Here is a 21,475-nt window from a genome sequence, read left to right on the forward strand (position 1 = left end):
TTCCTCTGGTCGGGTAGAGTGTGAACCTGTGCCATGGGCGACAACCGCGGGAAACAGCCTCGGCTGCCCTGTGACAACCCGTTATCCCTTCAGTCATGCCTGCACATGTTTGATGGAATACGTTCTTGATGTTGCCTGACACCCTGCACAGGAAAAGGACATGAAAGGATTAGCCTTACTGGCTGGATTCGTCGCTACTCTGGTACAACTACCGGCGTATGCTTCCAGCGATGGTGTATGTGGTTTTTCCGATGCTGATTGCGGTATGCCCGCACTTCCTTATCTCTTGCCGGATAACGACACCCGCACCAATTTGATGTTGCTGCAAAGCAGCCGTAACCATATTCCGTTGCCGATACCCCAGCCTGAGCCGGATCAAACCCGCTCCCGCGTCGATCCGTTCACCGCATACCGCGTAATGGGGCTGGATGCAGCCGAAGAAAACAGCGACGACACGCAAACCGACCCTGCCGCCCCCACCGACGATAAAGCCGACGAAGAAAATGCCTCGCTGCTGCAAAAAGCCGTCCAGTTGCATTTTTCCGATACCGAACTGGGCCAGTTGCGCGAGATGACGCCGGTCGATCTGGATGGCCGTTGGGTTTCCAACGACCTCACCACGCTGGAAAGCTTTTTCGATCTGCTGCTGGCAGATAAAACGCTCAATGACGCCCAACGCACGCAGTTGGCACAAGTGCGAACGAAAATGCTGTCCAGCGACTATAGCCTCGACGACGCGAAAACCGATCTGGCCGGCGTGCCGGAAACCGGCCATGCCGGCGAGTTACGCCGCTACCTGACGAACGCCACGGCATTTTATGAAGGGCAGTTAGATCAAGCGGATAACGGCTTCCAGCAACTGCTGCAAGCCAGTCAGCCGTGGGTCGCGGAAACGGCTCGCTACATGCTGATTCGGGTGTCGATTAATCAGGCGATGAAAGACGCGCAGGACGAATACAACATGTTCGACCCCCGCAAGATGGATAAGGCCGCCGGGCAGCAGGCTATCCAACGTATCAACGACTACCTGAAACAGTATCCGCAAGGGAAATACGTCGACTCCGCTGAAGGTCTGTACCGCCGCGCTGAGTGGGTCAGCGGTGATACCGCTGCACTGGCCGGTCGTTTCAGCAAGGCGCTGGCGTCGGCCAACAGCGTGAATCAATTACAGGCCATCAGCAACGAAATCGACAACAAATTGCTGGAAGACAACCGTTTTGTCGCCTCAGCCGATACGCCTATCCTGATGCTGGTGCAGGACATCAAGCGCCTGCGCAGCCCCGACGGCTGGATGACGTTACCCGCGTTGACGCAAGAGGAGTTAACCCGCCAGCAACCGCTATTTGAAGCAGCGGGTATGCAGGATGCATTTAGCTATCTGCAGGCGGCGTTTCAGTACTACCAACTGCGCGACGACGCGGCGGTATTGAAAACGCTGCCGATGACCACGGCACAAGATATCTCCGATGTAACCGTATTCAGCAGCCAGGTGTTGCGTGGGCTGGCGATGCAACGGCAGAAACAGTGGGACGACACGGAAGCGCACTGGCGTCACCTGCTGATGCTGAAGACGACGTATACCCAGCAGCAATACCTGCAACTGGCACTGGCGCAAACGCTGGTGGACAGCGGTCATCCGGAGCGGGTATTTACACCGGAAAGCCCGGTCAAAAACTTGCGCTTCCGCTCTGCCATTCTGAAAGTCAGCGCCGATGCCGATTTATTGCACCGGCAGACCGGCCCTCAGCAAACGCCGGAAGAGCGGGCTATCGCCCTGCACACGCTGCTCACCAAGCAACTGACGCACCGCGATTACGCCGGTTTTCTCAAAGACAGTGCCCTGCTGAAAACCATCGCGCCGCTGAAAAGCACGGAAAATATGAGCTGGAACGAAGAGGATCTGACGGTATTCGGTTGGGACGGCAGCGACACCGAAGAGGGGTACGAATGCCCGACGTTGCAGGAAACGGTGACCACGCTGAGCCAGAACGCCAAGGATGCCCATGCCTTGAATTGCCTGGGCGAGTTCGTGCTGCGCACCGGCAACGGCGTCGGCTTCGACTGGGGTGAGAGCAACATGCTCAACGGGTTGACGGATGCCGCCGCCCATTATCCAGGCCAGGAATTCAACCGTCTGGACAACTACATGCAGGTGATTGCCGACGCGAAAGCGCCGCCGGAAGATAAAAGCTATGCGCTCTACCGCGCCATCTATTGTTACGCGCCCAGCGGCTACAACGACTGCGGTTCTCAGGATATCGGCAAGGAAACGCGCAAGGCGTGGTTCCGGCAGCTCAAAACCGAGTTTAAAGGCAGTCAATGGGCACGGCAGCTCAAATACTATTGGTAGCCCGCTGTAGCGTTGTGCTGTTCGGTCTGCTGTGCCTGAGTTTCACGGCGTACAGCGCCACCGTCGATGCCGCCCGCTATCATGCTTTCTGGTTGTGGGCGGCGGTACAACCGCAGCCGGTGCTATCCCGGGCCGATACGCTCTACTTGCATCAAGGGGAAATCACCCGTCGGCACGGTAAATCCGTGTTTCTGCGTCAGGGGATCCCGGTCAGTACGCTGCCGGTACGAAATCTTTGGCTGTCGTTTCGGGTGTCTGAGTTGCATATCGGGGAGCAGCAAGTGCAGCACCTGCTGCATCTGCGCCAACGCTGGGTCGCCGCCGGCAATCAGGTTGAGGGCATCCAGATTGATTTCGACGCGAAGAGCTACAATCTGGCGAGTTACGTTGCCTTTTTACAGGCGCTGCGCCAGCAGTTGCCGCCCGGTTGTCGCCTGAGCGTCACCGGCCTGCTGGATTGGGCAAAAACCGGCGACGTCCGGCAACTCAATCGTCTGAGCGGCGTCGTGGATGAACTGGTAGTGCAAACCTATCAGGGGCGGCATACGGTGGACAATTACACGGCCTATCTGCCCGCACTGATGAAGCTGACGTTACCGTTCCGCCTGGGGTTGGTACAACACGGCAAGTGGGACGAACAGTGGCAGCGACGGCTGATTGCATCGCCCTTCTACCGGGGTGAAGTGGTATTCCTGCTTAATCCGACACCGGCGCGCCGCACCCCGATACTGCAACAACGCTAACCTCGCTTACGCTGAGTCACGCGACAAGGCCCGCCAGCCAGTCCCCGATCTCCTCACGGCTATGCAGCACGATGCGTTGCGACGGTGGACACTGCTCAAACACCCGCAGGTGCCCGCTGTACGAGCTATTGCTCCGGCGCTCCCGGTATTCGCCCGCCCAGCGCAGCAACTCGGCCAGCGCGGCGTCGTCACCACCCCGGCGCAATCCACGCCGACGAATATTACTCAGGCACTCCTCCACCGGAATATCCAGCCAGATCAATGCCGTCGCCTGCAGCACCGCTTCCTGCATCAACCAGCCGTAAACTCCTTCCATGATCCAGCAATCGGCTTGCGCCAGCTCTCGCACTTGCGCCTTAACCTGCGCCCGATCGCGCGCTTTACCGTAACCGCCCGGCTCCCAGTTGATCAAATCCAGGTCAATGACCGGCAGTTGAAGCCGGGTTGACGGCTGTAGTCGGGTTGACAGCTGAAGCCGGGTTGACAGTTGCTCCGCCAGCCAGCTTTTTCCTGAGCCGCTGTTGCCCATGATTAGGGTGCGTTGCAAGGCAGACGCCGGTATCGAACGGTTCATCGCATACTCTCCTGTTGATCGGCGGGCGGGCGAATCCAGAGGCGGGCGGTAGATCAGCGGCGGCCGCCGAACCCAGAGGCGGGCGGTAGATCAGCGGCGGCCGCCGAACCCATTCTGTCGCCAGGCTTCATAACTGATGATGGCCACCGAGTTGGACAAGTTCAGGCTGCGGCAATCCGGCTCCATCGGAATGCGGATACGATTTTCAGGCGCAAAACCATTGCGAATCGCATCCGGCAGACCGGCGGTTTCCGAGCCAAACAGCAGCACATCACCCGGCTGATAGTCAGGTTCGTCGTAAGGGCGGCTGCCTTTGGTGGTACAGGCGAAAATCCGCTGGCCTGCCACGGCCTGCAGAAAATCCTGATAATTGCGGTGACGGCTGATATTCGCCAAATCGTGATAATCCAGCCCGGCGCGACGTAATTTTTTCTCTTCGAAATCAAAGCCAAGCGGCTCAATCAGGTGCAACGAGCAACCGTTGTTGGCCGCCAGGCGGATAATATTGCCGGTATTGGGTGCAATCTGTGGCTCATAGAGCGCGATATGAAACATGATAAGGTCAGGAACAAAAAAAGGTGGAGCCAGTATAGCCGATTCCGCTTCCGCGCCCCAGCCGCGGTCAGTACGACGAATCGTCCGATGTGTGGACGCAGGCAGGGACGACGCCCCGATTAACCGCTAGAATAAAGCCATATCCGACAGCCGTTTCCCTGGAGGAATCATGAAAATAATCTCTTCCCTGATGGTGCTGCTGAGCCTGCCTTTGCTGGCCCAGGCCGCTACACAACCCATCTCGCCCCAGCAACAGCAATTTGAAAACGGCATCAGCAGCCAGCAGCGGTTGTTGCAACAGATGCAGCAAAACCAGCAGCTCCAGCAGCAACTGTTAAATCAGGAAATCCAGCAGCGCAGCCGTGAACAACAGCAGCAACTGCAACAGCAACTGGAACAGAATCGCCAGCGTATTCAGCAATCTGCCCCTGGCAATACCAACCGCTACTGATCCCTTCCAGCCGTACCCGCCGCTCACTGCAGAATGACCGGCGGGTTACGAATAGCGTTATACCCGCACCCCCATCAGCGTCAGGATCACCGGCGTGGTAATCCCCGCCAGCGCGGTCGACATCAGCAGGCTGGCGGCGACCGGCCCGCCCAGCACATTAAACTGTCGGGACATCAGATAGATATTCACGCCCACCGCCATCGACCCCAGCAGCACCACCACACGGGTTTCCATCTCCGGCAGGCCAAGCGCCACCGCCAGGACCCACACCACCAGCGGCTGCACCACCAGTTTGATAAGACAGATAGCCACACTGATTTGCCAGCCGTCGCGAATGCGGTATTCCGCCAGCCCCATCCCCAACGCTATCAGCGACAGCGGGACGGCGATTTGCCCCAACATGCCTATCGGCTTGTCCACCACGTCCGGCAGCGGCAGGCCGGTAAGACTGTAAAACGTACCGGATAAAATGCCGATGATCAGCGGGTTCTTCAGCACGCCGACCGCCGTTTTGGTAAACCCCTGCATCGACAGCGACCCGTTGCGCGCCCACTCCACCGAAACCGTCACCAACGTCCATAAAATCAAGCCATTGAACACCAGCACCAACGCCACGGACGGAACGGCCTGCGGGCCAAGCATTAGGGTGGCTATCGGCAGGCCGAGCATCACGTTGTTGGAGAAAATACCGCTGAGTGAAAACACCGAGCCGGAAACGCCGTCTAACCGAAACACCCGGCTGGCGATAATCCGTCCGAGCACAAACACGATAAGACAACTGCCGAAAAAGGCGATCAGCAGCCGCGCATCCACCGCCGGTCGTTTGGAGAAGTCGCACATCATGCGGAACAGCATGGCAGGCAGCGCCACGGAAAAGACGAATTTGCTTAGCGCATCGGTCACCGTGGACGGCCAACGGCCGAAACGGATCAAGCCATACCCCAGCGCAATCAGCACAAACAGCGGCAGGGAAAGAAAAATCTGGTGCCAAAGAGAAACAATAAACGTGGGCATCGCCCTTCCTTAAAAAACGCGCAGCTCACCCGGGCGAAGGCTGATGGCTTGTCACGACGGCAAGGCGGCAAGCCTTACCGGGGAGCGGGCCGAGCGGCCCGGGGTCATACAGGAAACGCCTGACGAAACACGCCTGGTTTATCTTTCAGCGCGATTGCCGTCAGGAAAGGCGACATCCGCCGACGTTAATTAAATTGCGGTCCAATCAAATCTATCCGGTCGGTGCAGATGCAGTCAACGCCCCACTGTAACAGGGTACGCGCACGTTCAGGCTGGTTGACGGTATACACCAGAATGCGTAACCCGGCGTCTTTCAACATCCTGACCCGCGCCTCATCCAGCAGTTGGTGATTGAGGTGAATCGACACGCAACCCAGCCGCCCGGTCAGGGAACGCCAGTCATCGTCCCATTCGTCCAGCAGCAGGCCGCGCGGTAATTCCGGCGCCGCCTGTTGCGCCGCGTCCAATGCCGCTACCGAAAACGACGACAACAGCGGCGCGACAGGATGGCTCTGCCACAGCTCGCGGGCGGCCAGCGCCACCACACGGCCGGTCTGCTCATCACAGCCGGTGGTCGGTTTGATCTCAATATTGGCCGCCATGCCATACTGCGCGCAACGCTTCGCCACTTCCGACAGCAGCGGCAGGCGTTCACCGTGAAACTGACGGCTGTACCAGCTACCGGCGTCCAACCCCACCAGTTTGTCCCACGGCAGCTCGCCCGCCACGCCCCAGCCGTTGCTGGTGCGCTCCAGCGTGTCGTCGTGCAGCAGGAAAATCTGCCCATCCTGCGACAGCTTGGCGTCAAACTCGATCATCCGGTGACCGTGTTGCGCGCCGACATCAATCGCCGCCAGCGTGTTTTCCGGCGCCAGAGAGCCGCCGCCGCGGTGGGCGACGATAGCGGGATAAAGCCAGTTCGGGGTCATGCTTCCATCCGTAATCCGCTTTGCGAATCAAATATATGCCAGGATACGGCCGGCAGAGTGAGCCACAGGGTTTCCCCCACCGCCGGACAATGCTCGTGCGACAGGCGCACCACGATATTCTGCCCCGCCCATTTGCCGTGCGCCAGATTATCCGCGCCCAGCAATTCCAGCGTTTCCACCACCAGCGGTACGCCGCCGGCGTCGGCGGTGGACTGCAAAATGTGCTCCGGGCGCATCCCCAGCGTGACGGCGCGCCCCTGCCATTCCGGCTTCGCCACCGGCAGCGGCAGCGAGAAATCCGCCGACAGCGCGACCCGGCAACCGTCGGCGTTCACCTGCCCGGCCCACAGATTCATGGAGGGCGAACCGATGAAGCCGGCGACGAACAGCGACGCCGGTTTGCGGTAAATCTCCGCCGGCGCGCCGATCTGCTCCGCCACGCCTTTGTTCATCACAATGACGCGGTGCGCCAGCGTCATCGCTTCCACCTGATCGTGGGTGACGTACAGGCTGGTGGTTTTCAGCCGTTTGTGCAGTTGTTGCAGTTCAAGGCGCATCTGCACCCGCAGTTTGGCGTCAAGGTTGGACAGCGGCTCATCAAACAGGAACACCGCCGGCTCGCGCACAATGGCGCGCCCCATCGCCACACGCTGACGCTGGCCGCCGGACAGCTCGCGCGGCTTGCGATGGAGCAACGGTTGCAGTTCCAGAATCCGCGCCGCTTCTTCCACGCGCTGGCGGATCTGTTCTTTACCAAAACCCCGAATTTTCAGGCCGTAGGCCATGTTGTCGTAAACACTCATATGCGGGTAGAGCGCGTAATTTTGGAACACCATCGCAATACCGCGATCTTTAGGCTCTTTGTCGGTCACGCGTTCATCGCCGATGTAAATATCGCCGCTGGTGGTCTGCTCCAGACCGGCCACCATGCGCAGCAGGGTCGATTTGCCACAGCCGGACGGACCGACCATCACCACGAATTCGCCGTCCGCCACATCGAGGTCAATCGGCCGAATCACCTGGGTTTTGCCGTCGTAGGATTTGGTGACGGCCTGAAGTTTTAAACATGCCATAAGGTTCTATTTCTCACTATCAACCAGACCACGAACAAACCAGCGTTGCATCAGCAACACCACCAACAGCGGCGGCAGCATCGTCATCAGCATCGCCGCCATCACCTGATGCCAGGGCGTGGCGGTATCGCCGGTGGCGATCATGCTTTGGATACCCGCGACCGCCGTCCCCAGACGAGGGTCATTGACGATCAATAGCGGCCACAGATACTGGTTCCAGCCGTAGATAAACGTGATGACGAACAGCGCCGCCAGATTGGTTTTAGACAGCGGCAGCACCATGTCGAAGAAAAAGCGCATCGGGCCGGCGCCATCGATACGCGCCGCCTCCAGCAGTTCGTCCGGCAGCGTCATGAAGAACTGGCGGAACAGAAATGTGGCGGTGGCGGACGCCATGGCCGGCAACGTCAGCCCGACATAACTATTGGTCATGTTGAGGTGCGAAATCACCTCAACCGTTGGGAAAATACGCACTTCCACCGGCAACATCAGGGTGGAAAAGATCATCCAGAAAAACAGGTTCCGGCACGGAAAACGGAAATAGACGATGGCGTAGGCCGACAGCATCGACACGCTGATTTTGCCGACGGTGATCGTAAGCGCCATCACAAAGCTGTTAAACAGCATCAGGCCGAACGGCGCGCTGTTGTTGTCGCCCACGCCGTGCCGCCAGATATAGGTCATGTTTTCCCACAGGTGCCCGCCGGGGATAAGCTGCATCGGCACCTGCGACATCTGCTCCTGGCTCAGGGTGGCGGCGACGAACGCCACATACAGCGGGAACAGCACCACCAGAATAGCGACCGCCAGCATGGTGTGGCTGAAGAAATCCAGCCCGCGGCGATTTTCAATCATGCGGCTCCCTGCGATTGCAAACCGGCTCATTGATAGTTCACCTTACGCTCGACAAAACGGAACTGAATCACCGTCAGTACGGTGACCACCAGCATCAGCACCACCGACTGCGCCGCCGAGCTGGAGAGGTCAAGACCGGCGAACCCTTCACGGTAGATTTTATAAATAAGCGTGGTGGTGGCCTGAACCGGTCCGCCGCCGGTGGCGGCGTCGATCACCGGGAAGGTGTCGAAGAAGGCGTAAGTCAGATTGACCACCAGCAGGAAAAAACTCACCGGTGAAATCAGCGGCAGCACCAAATTGAAAAAACGGCGCACCGGGCCGGCGCCGTCAATCGCCGCCGCTTCGATCAACGAACGGGGAATAGACTGCAACGCGGCGAGGAAAAACAGGAAGTTATAGCTGATTTGCTTCCAGACCGACGCCAGCACCACCAGAAACATCGCCTGACCGCTGTGTTGCGCGTGGTTCCAGTCGTAATCCCACTGGTGCAATAGCCAGGTAATCAGCCCCAGACCGGGGTTGAACAGAAACATCCACAGCACCGCCGCCACGGCGGGCGCCACCGCGTAAGGCAGAATCAGCAACGTCTGGTACAGGCGGCTAAAGCGCAGGGTGTAATCCACCAGCGCGGCCAGAAACAACGACAGCAACAACCCCGAGGCCGCCACCAGAAAACTGAACAACAGCGTGGTGTAAAACGAGCCAAGGTAATAGCTGTCCTGGAATAGATTGGTGAAGTTATCCAGCCCGACGAACTGACTGGAAAGGCCGAACGGGTCAACGCTCTGCACCGAATACCAGAGCGCCTGCCCGGCCGGCCAGAGAAAGAAGATCGCCGTGATGGCCAGTTGCGGCAGCACCAACAGGTAAGGCAGCAGGCTACGGCCAAAAACAGGACGGGAAGCAGTCATGCACAAGGCTCTCAGAAAACAGAATTCTCAGAAAACAGGGTTCTCAGGAAAAAACAGGGATGGCCGAATCCCTTCGGCCCGGAATAAGTTACTTGTTCGCCTGTTCAAAACGACGCAGCAGTACGTTACCGCGTTCCACAGCGGCATCCAGCGCCTGCTGCGGGGTCTTTTTGCCGGTCCAGACGCTTTCCAGCTCTTCGTCCACGATGGTGCGAATCTGCGGCATATTGCCCAGACGTAACCCCTTGGTGAACGGCAGCGGGTCTTTGTTCAGCATCTGACGGGTGGCGATGTCGGAACCGGGGTTCTTGTCATAGAAGCCCTGCTGTTTGGTCAGCTCGTAAGCGGCGGTGGTGATCGGCAGATAACCGGTCTTCTGGTGCCACTCGGCGGCGATTTCCGGCGTAGACAGGAACTGCATGAACTCCGCGACACCTTTATAGGTTGCGGCGTCTTTACCGCTCATCACCCACAGGCTGGCACCACCGATAATAGCGTTCTGCGGCGCGCCTTTCACGTCGGCGTCATACGGCATCATCGCTACGCCGTAGTTGAATTTGGCGTACTGGCGGATATTCGCCAGCGAACCGGATGACGCGGTGGTCATGGCGCAGTCGCCGTTATAGAACTTCTCGGTCGGTTCGTCTTTACGACCGTAGTAGGTGAAATCCCCTTTCTTGTTCATGTCTTCCAGCATCTGAATATGCTTGACCTGAACCGGCTTATTGAACTCCAGTACCGCATCAAAACCGTCGAAACCGTTGTTTTGGGTGGCGATCGGCAGGCCGTGCCAGGCGCTGAAGTTTTCAATCTGAATCCAACCCTGCCAGCCGCTGGCGTAGCCGCACTTCATGCCGGATGCGCGCAGTTTAGCGGTGTACTCGGCCATCTGCTGCCAGGTTTTCGGCGGCTGCTCCGGGTCCAGCCCGGCTTTTTTAAAGGCGTCTTTGTTGTAATACAGCACCGGCGTGGAGCTGTTGAACGGCTGAGACAGCAGGTGTCCGGTTTTGGAATCGGTGTAGTAACCGGAAACGGTCGGCACGAAAATCGTCTCATCGTACGGCACACCGGCGTCTTTGAAGACCTGGTATACCGGTTTGATAGCCTTACTGGCCATCATGGTGGCGGTGCCGACTTCATACACTTGCAGGATAGCCGGGGCGTTGCCGCTGCGGAACGCCGCAATACCGGCCGCCAGGCTCTGCTCGTAGTTGCCTTTGTACACCGGCACGATTTTGACGTCGCTGTGTGTCTGGTTGAAACGGTCAGCCAGAGAATTAACGGTCTTACCCAGTTCCCCTTCCATCGAATGCCAGAACGGGATTTCGGTAACCGCCTGCGCCTGTGCGCTGGCGGCTAACGCCATAATGACGACGGCGGCGGTTTTACGGATAGCGTGCTGAAACATGCTGTCTCCTGAGATCATTGAGGGGCGACATGGTGAGCGCCATGAGCGAAAAAGCGCGTTTTATGTTCGGCAGGTAACATGACACGCCCGGATGACAGAAAAATAACTACGACATGACAGCCAGATGACAATGCATACGATTGCACTGACGGGCGAGACGTGAGGATGACGGTACTGAAAATATGATTTTATTAATTTAAATCATTATCTTAAATTAAAAGCGCATTGGCGGACCGTTGGTGCCGTGCGCATCCGGAGCATGGCCGTTGATACCCGAGCAAGCGGTATTCAACAGTGGGCGCCGCGGCGGGAATAGCCTGAAAAATGGCGGCCAGTCAGGAAGATATTACAGTGGGATTCCAACATTATTAAAACACCGTTTTTATTTGAACGTAATTGATAGCAACAGCGATTAATTAAGCAAAAAAACATCACCATAAGTCATAAAATGGTGTTTTTATGACAGCACGCACATTATATTCGACAAATAAATTTATATTCCTTAATCTATATTGTTACCGAATGACAGATAATTTTATATCTTGTTATTTCATCGATTTACTTATCGATTTTAAACAATCTTGTTACCGGATTTCATAAACCGTTATCTTTCTATTTATTTAGAAATTATACGTCATTAACAGGAGATTAATCGGTCAATGCGAAAAATTATTCATATGGAATAGAACTAATCCAAATTATACAGCTGTAGAACTATCTTATTTACCTCCCGGACGAGGTCCCGAATGAACGCATGGAATACACGACGTTAAGGACATCTATGAACGCGCTAAAAAAAATGAAGCTGGGCACCATGCTGAGTGCCGGATTCGCCCTGGTCATCGTGATCGGTTTGCTGGTAGCGACATTTGGTCGAACCCAACTGGTGGGGTTAGGTGACGACATCGATCATCTCTCTGCGACCACCCTCACCAACATGATGCTGATTCAGGAAGCCAAAACCGGCTTCGATACCAATTCCCGTCTGGTGCGCAATATCGCACTGAGTAACGATACCTCGCGCATCGCCAGCGAAAAGCAGCAGATCGACCGGCAGATCGCCCGCAATACCGAAGTGCTGAAACAACTCTCGGAACGGCTGGATACGCCGGAAACGCGCGATCAGCTCAATCAACTGACGCTGGCGCGCCCGGCTTATCTGCAAGCCTTCAATAAAGCGGTCGCGCTGGGGATGTCTACCCAACCGGAACAGCGCAGTCAGGCGAGTGAGCTGATTCTCAATGACATGCAGACCGCTCAAAACGGCGTGTTCAACGCGCTGGACAACATGCTCGACTTTCAAAAGAAAATCACCATGAATGTGGTGTCGGAGTCGATGCAGAACGCCCATGATCATGGCGCGGTCATGCTGGCGCTGGCGCTGGCCGCGGCGGTACTCGGCGCGCTGACCGCCTGGCTTATCACCCGTACGGTTAAAGGACAACTGGGTGGCGAGCCGGCTTATGCCGCTGCGGTGGCGCAGCAAATTTCCGATGGTAATCTGGCCTTTCGGGTCGAACTGCGCGACGGCGACACGAAGAGCGTGCTGGCGGCCATGAACGAAATGCGGGAAAAATTGGGGCAAATCGTCACCCAGGTGCGCCAGAGCAGTGAATCCATTGCGACCGGCGCCAGTGAAATCGCCGCCGGCAGTACCGACCTGAGCCAACGTACCGAAGAGCAAGCCGCCAGTCTGCAGCAAACCGCCGCCTCAATGGAACAAATGAGCCAGACCATCCGCCAGAACGGCGATACCGTGCGTACCGCCACCACGCTGGCGCAATCAGCCAGTTCAACCGCCGCCAAAGGCGGCGAAGCCGTCGGCAACATCGTCCGAACCATGGAGGATATCTCCGCCAGTTCGCACAAGATTGGCGACATTATCAGCGTTATCGACGGCATCGCCTTCCAGACCAACATTCTGGCGCTCAACGCCGCGGTGGAAGCCGCCCGCGCCGGCGAACAGGGCCGCGGCTTTGCCGTTGTAGCGGGTGAAGTGCGGAATCTGGCGCAACGCTCCGCCTCCGCCGCCAAAGAAATCAAAGAATTGATTACTGCCAGCGTCGAAAAAGTGGAAATAGGATCGGCGCAGGTGAGCGAAGCCGGTTCCACCATCGACGAACTGGTGAAGCAGGCGCGCCACGTGGCGGATTTGATCGGCGAAATCGGCGTGACCACCCATGAACAGGAATCCGGTATTTCGCAGATTAATGATGCGGTAAACCAGCTTGATCAGGTTACGCAGCAAAACGCTGCGCTGGTGGAAGAATCGGCCAGCGCCGCCGACAGCCTGAGCGATCAGGCGGCAAAACTGGTGGAACTCATGAGCGTCTTCACGACCCAGCATACGGTTAATCACCAGCCACCCACTCTACAAAGACCAGGGATCGCACCGAAAAAATCGATGCCGTCCAGGCTGGCGTTGGCGAACGACGCCGGCGGCGGCAGTAACTGGGAACAGTTCTAAATTCACCTCACCGCCACGGCAACGTGGCGGTATTCTCTTAACACACACCGCTCGTCACCCGTCTTATTTCAACTTATACCCGTCATACTTCAAGTTGCAGGTGCGTTGGCTGCGTTCGTTCACCCGAATCACTTACCTGAGTAAGCTCATCGGGATTCTCTCTCTTGCCGCCTTCCTGCAACTCGAATTATTTTGGGTATAAACACGCTTTTTTTTGAAAAATCCCCTTCACGGTTTAAAAGTCGTTAACCAATATAAAATAACGCACATAACTATTATTAATAATCGTTATTCGAGATAATAAAAAACCAACGGCAATGCATTGATAATAAAAAACAAAAAAATAAAAAATCACAATCAGGTAATTTTTTTAGTTCTTAAGATATAACAAAGATTCATCGATTAGATTAATTCCCGACATCACAAATAACCTGGCATTTTTAATGCCCGTATTTACACCCTCAATAATTCGACTAGCGGGAAAGCAAACAATGCACCGGCAATCGAGAAATAACAGGGATATAAGCACAGGTTTGTTGTGATGAAACATAACATTCGGGGGATAATCCATGAGTATTCTGAAGAACATGAAACTTGCCACCATGCTTGGCGCCGGTTTCGCCATCGTGCTGGTCATCAGCTTTTTTGTCTCTGGGTATGGTCAACTGCAATTACGGCAACAAAGCAGCAATATCAATACGTTGGCTAATGACCAACTGGAAGGGTTATTGCTGGTGCAGGAACTGAAAGATAACCTGAACATCCTCGCCATTTCGGTACGCAACCTGACGCTGTTTACCGCACCGGACCAGGTGGTTCAGGAAAAACAACTGATTACCAAAACCATTGCGCGAAACGGCGACATTATTAAACGCATAGGTGAACTGGCGAATTCGCCAAAAGAAAAAGCGTTATTTGATGGCATCAATCAAGTTCGGCCCGCCAGTCTGGCCGCCACACAAAAAGCGATGGCATTCAGCCAGGAAAATAAGCTGGATGAAGCCAAAGCCGTCATCATGAATGAAGTGAGACCCGCGCAGGAAAATTACTTCAAAGCCATCGGTGATATGGTGAGTTACCAGAAAAGCGACACCCGCCGCTCAGCTGACGATGCCGGCCAGTCTGCCAATTTCGCCGGCGTCCTGATGCTGATACTCACCGGCCTATCTACCGTACTGGGTATTGCGATCGCCTGGGCGATTACCCGCCGCATCAAAAAACTGCTGGGCGGTGAACCGGCATACGCTTCCGATATCGCGCGTCAAATTGCCGGCGGTAACCTGGTCATCAACGTCGAGCTGCAAGCGGGCGATAGCTCCAGCCTGCTGGCTGTTATGGAGGATATGCGCGCCAGGCTGCGCGGAATTGTGCAGCAGGTACATGACAGCAGTTCGTCTATTTCCACCGGCTCGCGCGAAATTGCTATCGGCAGCAACGACCTGAGCCGTCGCACCGAAGAACAGGCCGCCAGCGTGCAGGAAACCGCCGCCTCGATGGAGCAAATCAGCCAGACTATCCGCCAGAATGGCGACACGGTGCGCGAAGCGGCTCAGCTCGCCACCGCCGCCAGCCAGACGGCGACGAAAGGCAACGACGTGGTAAACAATGTTATCAATACCATGGACGACATCAGCACCAGTTCCCGCAAGATTGGCGACATCATTACCGTGATTGACGGCATCGCCTTCCAGACCAATATTCTGGCGCTCAATGCCGCGGTGGAAGCCGCCCGCGCCGGCGAACAGGGCCGCGGTTTCGCCGTCGTCGCTGGTGAAGTACGCTCACTGGCGCAACGTTCTGCGTCTGCAGCGCGCGAAATTAAAGAACTCATCACCACCAGCATGGAAAAAGTGGAAAGCGGCTCCAGGTTGGTAGGACATGCCGGTGAAACTATGTCCGATATCGTCACCCAGGCACAGCATGTTGCCGATTTGATTAGCGAAATCGGCGTCACCACCCAGGAACAGGAATCGGGCATTTCGCAAATCAATCAGGCGATTACCCAAATGGACAGCATCACCCAGCAAAACGCCGCGCTGGTTGAAGAGTCTGCCAGTGCGGCCGACAGCCTGAGCGAGCAGGCCGAAAAACTGGTGGAACTGATGGGCGTATTCACCATTGGGCACACGTCGGCAACACCGCCGCCTCGTCGGCAGAGTCGCCCGGCACCCGCCTTGAAAAAACCCGCCGTGGCACCCAGAGCCGCGCTGGCCAGCAACGCCAATAACAACGACTGGGAACAATTCTGACGTTTCGTCATCCCCCACCAACCGCCACGACAACGTGGCGGTTTTTTTATTCCCTTCGCCGCTAACGCATCCACCGCCGCAGGAAAACATCAGAAAGCCGTCAACGCATCGGTTGACGAATTATTTTGGGTATACCACCACAAATATTATGCCTTTTAACCGCCTATTTATTTTTTGTAACTTTCATTAATAAAATGAATCTAATTACACTAATTAAAAAACCATTAAACAATAAGAAAAAGTTTCATTACATTTTATCGACAAGTCAGCAAAAAGCCGACATACTGCAATTTGTTCAGGAAGAGCATTCATTTCAGGTAATTAAAATACCCGAATACAATTTGTTATCTATTTCTCGTCTTAATTAGCACTCTTAATCAATTAGCACATTAACGGTTTAATACACGCCTGCAGGCCAACCATTCCCTGACGGAGCAACTTTCGCCAGAGGTCTTGTTATTGCCTGAAATACGCTACGGAAGCCAATAGTTATACCCGACACGCATTCGATTAGCAGGAAGGATATTGCGTTAAATGCGTCGTACCGCGCCCTGAAAAGGGAGAAACCACGCATGGTCGGGCAATACGCCGGCGCACCTGCAATCTGAAGCCTGACGGGTATACATCAGGGATAAAAAAATAAATCTTATATAAAAAAGGTGACGTTATGCGTTTTTTAAAAGAAATGAAATTGGGTTCGATGTTAGCTACTGGGTTCACAATGGTGATCGTTATCGGCTTTCTGGTCGCGATTTATGGTCAATCTCAGTTACGTCAACTTAGTGTAGATATTCAAACGCTTTCAAAAGAGCGGCTTACCAATCTATTACTCATACAGGAATATAAAGACAACCTGAATATTGCCGCACGGGTTATCAGGAATATTGCATTGCTTGCCGACCCACAACAAATGGCGGTAGAGAAACAACGGCTTGATAATATGGCCCCCAGAAACGACGCCATTCTCGCCACTCTTCATAACGTGGCCGTCACCCCTGAACAGAAAGCCCTGATTGCCCAGTTAGACCAAAACCGCCCTGTTTATGAGGACGCCGTCAGAAAGGCGGTCGAGAAAGGGATGGAAAATAAAGACGACGAGGCAAGAAACCTGCTCCTCACCGAGGTGCGCCGCGCTCAGGATGGCATGTTCAAGGCCATCGACAGTATGCTGGCTTACCAGAAGAACGCCACCGCCGCCACCGCCGACGATTCGGAATCACAAGCCGAAAACGCCGGTATCCTGATGTTATCGCTGGCGGTGTTGATCGCCGTCGCCGGCAGTCTGGTAGCCTGGCTGATTACACGCCGAATCAAAGGGCAACTGGGGGGCGAGCCGGCTTATGCTTCGCATATCGCCCGGCAGGTGGCGCAAGGCGACCTGTCTGTGCATGTGATGCTGAAAACCGATGACGATACCAGCCTGTTGGCCGCGATGCGCACCATGCGCGACAGCCTCGGCCATATCGTCAATCAGGTCCGTCAGAGCAGCGAATCCATCGCCACCGGTTCGCAACAAATCGCCATGGGCAACGCCGATCTGAGCAGCCGTACCGAAGAACAGGCCGCCAGTCTGCAACAAACCGCCGCATCGATGGAGCAAATCAGCCAGACCATCCGCCAGAACGGTGAAACGGTGCGTGAAGCCGCCCAGCTTGCCACCCATGCCAGCGATACCGCCGCCAACGGCCGCGAAGTCGTCGGTAACGTCATCCGCACCATGGACGGCATTACCGCCAGCTCGCGCAAAATCGGCGATATTATCAGCGTTATCGACGGCATCGCCTTCCAGACCAATATTCTGGCGCTGAATGCGGCGGTGGAAGCCGCCCGCGCCGGTGAACAGGGCCGCGGCTTCGCGGTAGTGGCCGGAGAAGTCCGTTCGCTGGCGCAGCGCTCTGCTTCCGCCGCCCGTGAAATCAAGGAACTGATCACCGAAAGTGTGGAAAAAGTGGAAAACGGTGCGCAGTTGGTCGCCAACGCCGGCACCACCATGGATGATATCGTGATGCAGGCACGCCGCGTCGCCGAGTTGATCAAGGAAATCGGCGTCACGACAACCGAGCAAGAATCCGGTATTTCACAAATTAACCAGGCGGTGAACCAGCTCGATCAAGTCACCCAGCAGAACGCCGCGCTGGTGGAACAATCCGCCAGCGCCGCCGACAGCCTGAGTGCTCAGGCCAGCCATCTGGTGCAGTTGATGAATGTGTTCGTGGTTGAAGAACATCGCCGGCAAAATGAGCACGTGACATATCATGCCAATACTGATTTACGGCTGGCGTTTGCGTCGCACTAATTTGCCGAATAACACGTCAATCTGATTAATACGTCGGGGAAGCGGAAACGGACTCCCATTCCCCTTGTATACCCGTCATGTACCACATCGCAGGCGCCATGATTTATCCATGCATACGCGCCAATCGCTCCATAATGATTAACAATGCTAACTGCTTTATCGGATGATTTTTTATCATGTAATCAATAGCCTACTGTATATTTCGCTCGTTATTACGGTAAACGGGATGCATATATTTTGTTAAAAAGTTAATTAACTAAAAAATCATTTCTTCACGTAACGATAACAGGTTGAGATCAACTCCTGATGGGCTGTTTCGGTGGTGGCTTGCTGCCGGCGCCCATCATTAACCCATACACACAGTTCGCCTCACACCAGGGATGCGAAACTACTCATGACGGCAATACTTAAATAGAAAAGGCACATGATGCAGATACTAAAAAATATGAAGCTCGGCGCTATGCTCGGCTCCGGTTTTATACTGGTGATTCTGATCGGTTTTATCGTCGCGATTTTCGGGCGCAGCCAGCTGATTCATGTGGGCAATAATCTGGATTACCTGTCCAATATTCGCCTGAATAACCTGATTGCCATGCAGGATATTAAAGACAATCTCAATGCGGCGGCCCGCATTATTCGGGAAAGCGCGATACAAACCGACGCGGCCCACCTCGCTCAGGGAAAACACGAACTCGAACAGTTGATCGACCGCAACAATACGTTGCTCCAGTTGCTGGATGAAAAACTGAAGCTGAAAAAGTCACGTGAATTGCTGGCGCAGATCAATCAGGCGCGTCCGCCCTATTCCGCTGCGGTGCGAAAAGTCATGGACTTGAGTCTCGCCGGCCAGCAGGAACAGGCTCGCACGTTGATTCTGGGCGACCTGCTGACGACGCAAACGACGCTGTTCAACGCGATGGACACCATGATCACCGAACACAAGAATGATACTGTTGCCATGTCCCAGCGTTTCATGGACGATGCTCGCGATGCCGGCACCCTGCTATTGATTGTCACCGCCATCAGCGCACTGCTGGCTGTGGTCGTCGCCTGGCTGATTACCCGCCGGGTCAAGACGTTGCTGGGCGGCGAGCCAGCCTATGCTTCACATATCGCCCAGCAGGTCGCGCAGGGTGATTTATCGGTGGATGTCGCGCTGCAAACCGATGATCGCAATAGCCTGCTGGCCGCGATGCGCATCATGCGCGACAGCCTCAGCCATATCGTCAATCAGGTACGTCAGAGCAGCGAATCCATCGCCACCGGTTCGCAGCAAATCGCTATCGGGAATGCCGATCTCAGCCAGCGCACGGAAGAGCAGGCCGCTAGTCTGCAACAAACCGCCGCGTCGATGGAGCAGATTAGCCAGACCATCCGCCAGAACGGTGAAACGGTGCGTGAAGCCGCCCAGCTCGCCACCACCGCCAGCCAGACCGCCGCTAAAGGCAGTGATGTGGTGAGCGCCGTTATCCACACCATGGAAGAGATCACCAACAGTTCGCGGAAAATCGGCGATATTATCAGCGTGATCGACGGCATCGCCTTTCAAACCAACATTCTGGCGCTGAATGCGGCGGTGGAAGCCGCTCGTGCCGGCGAACAGGGCCGAGGCTTCGCGGTGGTAGCCGGAGAAGTGCGTTCGCTGGCGCAGCGCTCCGCCTCTGCCGCCAGAGAAATCAAAGAACTGATCACCGAAAGTATGGAAAAAGTGGAAAGCGGCTCGCAGCGTGTCGGCCATGCCGGCGTCACCATGCAGGAGATTGTTGCTCAGGCTCGCCACGTCGCTGACCTGATCAGGCAGATAGGCGTCACCACCAGCGAACAGGAATCCGGCATCGGCCAGATCCATCAAGCCGTCAGCCAGCTCGATCAAGTCACCCAGCAGAACGCCGCGCTGGTGGAACAATCAGCCAGCGCCGCCGACAGTCTGAACGCCCAGGCCAGTCATCTGGTGCAGTTGATGAATGTGTTCATCCTCGCCGGCCATGCTGGCCAGACTCAGCGCGCACCGCATAACAACGGCACCTTGCGCCTGGCGTTGGCGTCGCACTAACCACCGCAGAAGCGGCATGTTGACCGCATCATCGGGGAGGCGGAAAACATGCCGACTCCCCGCATCATTGCGCGCACGTAGCAACAGTCTGACCATTAATTAAACCTGCACATCAATCGATATCTGGCCTGCGGCGCTAACCGTCAGGTCAATGCTGATGTCTGCTCCTTGCGTCATGCTCATCTCCTGGGCCGTCTTCTCGGTATCGGCAAGCGCCTGGTTGATCGCCTGCATGTACTTCTGGGCTTCCTGGTCGCCGTTTCTGACTGCACTTTTTACCATCGCAAGCAGCGATTTCAGCTCGCGCACGGCATCCTGCACCGATTTTGCGTCCTCCCGGCGCTGTGACGTACCGCTCCCCCGCTCACTGAGCGCCGCCGCCACATTCTGCCAGTGCTGCGCTTCCTGCACTGAGGCGTCGTCACCGTTTTTTGCCGCCGGCGACGCACCGCCGGCATCTTCCCCGCTATCGGGTCCGGCGGAAGTATTATCACTCACCGCGGCATCGGCCATCGCGCCGGAAAGCCCAGCGGTATCGCCGTCGTTTCCTGCTGCAACGCCTGAGGCATTTTCGCCTCCCGCCCCGCCTGCCGTAACGGCCGCCGCCATACCGCCCCCGCCGCCTTCGTTCAATGTGTTCGCCGCCTGACCCAGCTCTCTGGCCAACTGGCGGATTTCGCGCATGATACCGGGCGGCACCGCCTGACCGGCCAGCGACAGCAGCATCATCTTCAGCATCTGGATACGTCGCTTGATTTGCTCAATCCGCCCGCGCGCCAAATCCTGGTCGGCATTGTCGAGTTTGCTCATATTAATCCGCATCGCGGCATCAATACGTTTACGCACCTCGTCGCTGAATTGCACCAGCACAGAGGTGAGCGACTGCTGCTCGCGGGATGTATCGGCTTCGGTGCCGGCCTGCGCCGAGCCAGCGTCACTATCGGTTCCTGTATAGGGCGCTGACGAGCCCGCAACAGTACGGTTGAAAGAAATGGGAGATGTCATGCGAAGTCCTGTGCCGTGTCTGTCATGATCCATCAGTAAAAATTAAGCATGGGCGCCATCAGACACCCTCAGGCAGAATTTTTCTGACATATATTGAAACATAACGGCACCGCACCCGACGTCTTTAGACCCAATGGATTCACAACCGGTCAAACGTCGCCAAAACCCACTTAATCGATTGATATTAAAATTAAAGTACCGAAGGTATTTTTACAGACAACCCAGGCAGGTATCTCTCCCTCGGCCATACAAAAATTTGCGATTAGACAAAACGTAATTCTCCACACATAGTTAAACCATCAGCTGAAGAAACAATCATCATGGAAGGAATATTTAGCCCAACGGCACCCATCAGGATGGCACTTACGCTGCTCCCCACACTTTTCTGCCCTCCATCGTGTAGTTATGCATGTGACGGCTCGACACCAGTGCAAACGCTTATTCAACAAGCGAGACAGCAAGCGATGTAACCGTGTTTTTATCACGGGTAACACTCTATTTCTGACACTTAGAGCCATTCAATGGACCATGGCTCCAGG

At 55.7% G+C, this 21,475-nt stretch carries 16 protein-coding genes; 7 read left to right on the top strand and 9 right to left on the bottom strand.

Features of this window, described 5'->3' with window-relative positions; all coding sequences use genetic code 11:
- Window positions 1-160: 160 nt before the first annotated feature.
- Both FDP13_RS15210 and FDP13_RS15215 read left to right on the top strand, forming a co-directional pair.
- On the top strand, window positions 161-2,350 hold the full coding sequence (locus FDP13_RS15210) for a hypothetical protein (protein ID WP_033576732.1): 2,190 nt from the start codon (window positions 161-163) through the stop codon (window positions 2,348-2,350).
- Entirely contained in the window at window positions 2,320-3,093 is a 774-nt protein-coding gene (locus tag FDP13_RS15215) for a DUF3142 domain-containing protein (RefSeq protein ID WP_143839819.1), read from the top strand. Before FDP13_RS15210 ends, FDP13_RS15215 begins: the two co-directional genes overlap by 31 nt.
- Before the next feature lie 16 nt (window positions 3,094-3,109).
- Here FDP13_RS15215 and FDP13_RS15220 read toward each other — a convergent pair whose 3' ends face one another.
- The gene (locus tag FDP13_RS15220) at window positions 3,110-3,667 is read right to left on the bottom strand and encodes a hypothetical protein (RefSeq protein ID WP_143839820.1); all 558 of its coding nucleotides are present in this window, start codon (window positions 3,665-3,667) and stop codon (window positions 3,110-3,112) included.
- 90 nt (window positions 3,668-3,757) lie between these two features.
- Window positions 3,758-4,222 (bottom strand): tRNA (cytidine(34)-2'-O)-methyltransferase, encoded by a 465-nt coding sequence (locus FDP13_RS15225; RefSeq protein ID WP_143839821.1) that lies wholly within the window; start codon window positions 4,220-4,222, stop codon window positions 3,758-3,760.
- A 169-nt stretch (window positions 4,223-4,391) separates the two neighbouring features.
- Between FDP13_RS15225 and FDP13_RS15230 the strand changes: the two genes are divergently transcribed.
- Window positions 4,392-4,673, top strand: coding sequence for a DUF2756 domain-containing protein (locus FDP13_RS15230; RefSeq protein ID WP_143839822.1), 282 nt, complete (start codon window positions 4,392-4,394; stop codon window positions 4,671-4,673).
- 57 nt (window positions 4,674-4,730) lie between these two features.
- On the opposite strand, the gene FDP13_RS15235 is transcribed toward FDP13_RS15230, so the two are convergent.
- The 6 genes from FDP13_RS15235 to ugpB form a co-directional block, all read right to left on the bottom strand.
- Window positions 4,731-5,687 (bottom strand): AEC family transporter, encoded by a 957-nt coding sequence (locus FDP13_RS15235; RefSeq protein WP_143839823.1) that lies wholly within the window; start codon window positions 5,685-5,687, stop codon window positions 4,731-4,733.
- 185 nt (window positions 5,688-5,872) lie between these two features.
- The gene (gene ugpQ, locus FDP13_RS15240) at window positions 5,873-6,616 is read right to left on the bottom strand and encodes a glycerophosphodiester phosphodiesterase (RefSeq protein WP_143839824.1); all 744 of its coding nucleotides are present in this window, start codon (window positions 6,614-6,616) and stop codon (window positions 5,873-5,875) included.
- Window positions 6,613-7,689: a sn-glycerol-3-phosphate import ATP-binding protein UgpC gene (locus tag FDP13_RS15245; RefSeq protein ID WP_143839825.1), complete on the bottom strand. Its 1,077-nt coding sequence runs from the start codon at window positions 7,687-7,689 to the stop codon at window positions 6,613-6,615. Before FDP13_RS15245 ends, ugpQ begins: the two co-directional genes overlap by 4 nt.
- 6 nt (window positions 7,690-7,695) lie before the next feature.
- Window positions 7,696-8,544 carry a sn-glycerol-3-phosphate ABC transporter permease UgpE gene (ugpE, locus tag FDP13_RS15250; protein WP_143839826.1) on the bottom strand — a complete coding sequence of 283 codons (849 nt, stop codon included), beginning with the start codon at window positions 8,542-8,544 and terminating at the stop codon, window positions 7,696-7,698.
- Window positions 8,545-8,570: 26 nt separating this feature from the next.
- Window positions 8,571-9,458: a sn-glycerol-3-phosphate ABC transporter permease UgpA gene (ugpA, locus tag FDP13_RS15255; protein WP_015848336.1), complete on the bottom strand. Its 888-nt coding sequence runs from the start codon at window positions 9,456-9,458 to the stop codon at window positions 8,571-8,573.
- Window positions 9,459-9,546: 88 nt separating this feature from the next.
- The gene (gene ugpB, locus FDP13_RS15260) at window positions 9,547-10,866 is read right to left on the bottom strand and encodes a sn-glycerol-3-phosphate ABC transporter substrate-binding protein UgpB (protein WP_143839827.1); all 1,320 of its coding nucleotides are present in this window, start codon (window positions 10,864-10,866) and stop codon (window positions 9,547-9,549) included.
- 781 nt (window positions 10,867-11,647) lie between these two features.
- On the opposite strand from ugpB, the gene FDP13_RS15265 reads away from it, so the two are divergent.
- The 4 genes from FDP13_RS15265 to FDP13_RS15280 all read left to right on the top strand — a co-directional run bounded on the left by FDP13_RS15265 (window position 11,648) and on the right by FDP13_RS15280 (window position 19,931).
- The gene (locus FDP13_RS15265; RefSeq protein WP_143839828.1) at window positions 11,648-13,333 is read left to right on the top strand and encodes a methyl-accepting chemotaxis protein; all 1,686 of its coding nucleotides are present in this window, start codon (window positions 11,648-11,650) and stop codon (window positions 13,331-13,333) included.
- Window positions 13,334-13,902: 569 nt separating this feature from the next.
- Window positions 13,903-15,582 carry a methyl-accepting chemotaxis protein gene (locus FDP13_RS15270; RefSeq protein WP_143839829.1) on the top strand — a complete coding sequence of 560 codons (1,680 nt, stop codon included), beginning with the start codon at window positions 13,903-13,905 and terminating at the stop codon, window positions 15,580-15,582.
- 667 nt (window positions 15,583-16,249) lie between these two features.
- Complete coding sequence (locus FDP13_RS15275; protein ID WP_143839830.1) at window positions 16,250-17,878, top strand: methyl-accepting chemotaxis protein; 1,629 nt, start codon at window positions 16,250-16,252, stop codon at window positions 17,876-17,878.
- Between the two features lie 427 nt (window positions 17,879-18,305).
- Window positions 18,306-19,931 carry a methyl-accepting chemotaxis protein gene (locus tag FDP13_RS15280; protein WP_143839842.1) on the top strand — a complete coding sequence of 542 codons (1,626 nt, stop codon included), beginning with the start codon at window positions 18,306-18,308 and terminating at the stop codon, window positions 19,929-19,931.
- Window positions 19,932-20,030: 99 nt separating this feature from the next.
- Here the strand turns inward: FDP13_RS15280 and FDP13_RS15285 are convergent, their stop codons facing one another.
- Window positions 20,031-20,936 (bottom strand): cell envelope biogenesis protein TolA, encoded by a 906-nt coding sequence (locus tag FDP13_RS15285; protein WP_143839831.1) that lies wholly within the window; start codon window positions 20,934-20,936, stop codon window positions 20,031-20,033.
- Window positions 20,937-21,475: the final 539 nt, after the last annotated feature.

Source organism: Dickeya sp. ws52, assembly GCF_007210685.1.
Classification (GTDB): Bacteria; Pseudomonadota; Gammaproteobacteria; order Enterobacterales; family Enterobacteriaceae; genus Dickeya; species Dickeya chrysanthemi.

Coding starts and splice junctions, on each gene's coding strand:
- FDP13_RS15280 (WP_143839842.1), top strand. CDS start 18,306: ATGCAGATACTAAAAAATATGAAGCTCGGCGCTATGCTCGGCTCCGGT.
- ugpE (WP_143839826.1), bottom strand. CDS start 8,544: ATGATTGAAAATCGCCGCGGGCTGGATTTCTTCAGCCACACCATGCTG.
- FDP13_RS15215 (WP_143839819.1), top strand. CDS start 2,320: ATGGGCACGGCAGCTCAAATACTATTGGTAGCCCGCTGTAGCGTTGTG.
- FDP13_RS15265 (WP_143839828.1), top strand. CDS start 11,648: ATGAACGCGCTAAAAAAAATGAAGCTGGGCACCATGCTGAGTGCCGGA.
- FDP13_RS15285 (WP_143839831.1), bottom strand. CDS start 20,936: ATGACATCTCCCATTTCTTTCAACCGTACTGTTGCGGGCTCGTCAGCG.
- FDP13_RS15275 (WP_143839830.1), top strand. CDS start 16,250: ATGCGTTTTTTAAAAGAAATGAAATTGGGTTCGATGTTAGCTACTGGG.
- FDP13_RS15210 (WP_033576732.1), top strand. CDS start 161: ATGAAAGGATTAGCCTTACTGGCTGGATTCGTCGCTACTCTGGTACAA.
- FDP13_RS15270 (WP_143839829.1), top strand. CDS start 13,903: ATGAGTATTCTGAAGAACATGAAACTTGCCACCATGCTTGGCGCCGGT.
- FDP13_RS15220 (WP_143839820.1), bottom strand. CDS start 3,667: ATGAACCGTTCGATACCGGCGTCTGCCTTGCAACGCACCCTAATCATG.
- FDP13_RS15230 (WP_143839822.1), top strand. CDS start 4,392: ATGAAAATAATCTCTTCCCTGATGGTGCTGCTGAGCCTGCCTTTGCTG.
- ugpA (WP_015848336.1), bottom strand. CDS start 9,458: ATGACTGCTTCCCGTCCTGTTTTTGGCCGTAGCCTGCTGCCTTACCTG.
- FDP13_RS15235 (WP_143839823.1), bottom strand. CDS start 5,687: ATGCCCACGTTTATTGTTTCTCTTTGGCACCAGATTTTTCTTTCCCTG.
- ugpQ (WP_143839824.1), bottom strand. CDS start 6,616: ATGACCCCGAACTGGCTTTATCCCGCTATCGTCGCCCACCGCGGCGGC.
- ugpB (WP_143839827.1), bottom strand. CDS start 10,866: ATGTTTCAGCACGCTATCCGTAAAACCGCCGCCGTCGTCATTATGGCG.
- FDP13_RS15225 (WP_143839821.1), bottom strand. CDS start 4,222: ATGTTTCATATCGCGCTCTATGAGCCACAGATTGCACCCAATACCGGC.
- FDP13_RS15245 (WP_143839825.1), bottom strand. CDS start 7,689: ATGGCATGTTTAAAACTTCAGGCCGTCACCAAATCCTACGACGGCAAA.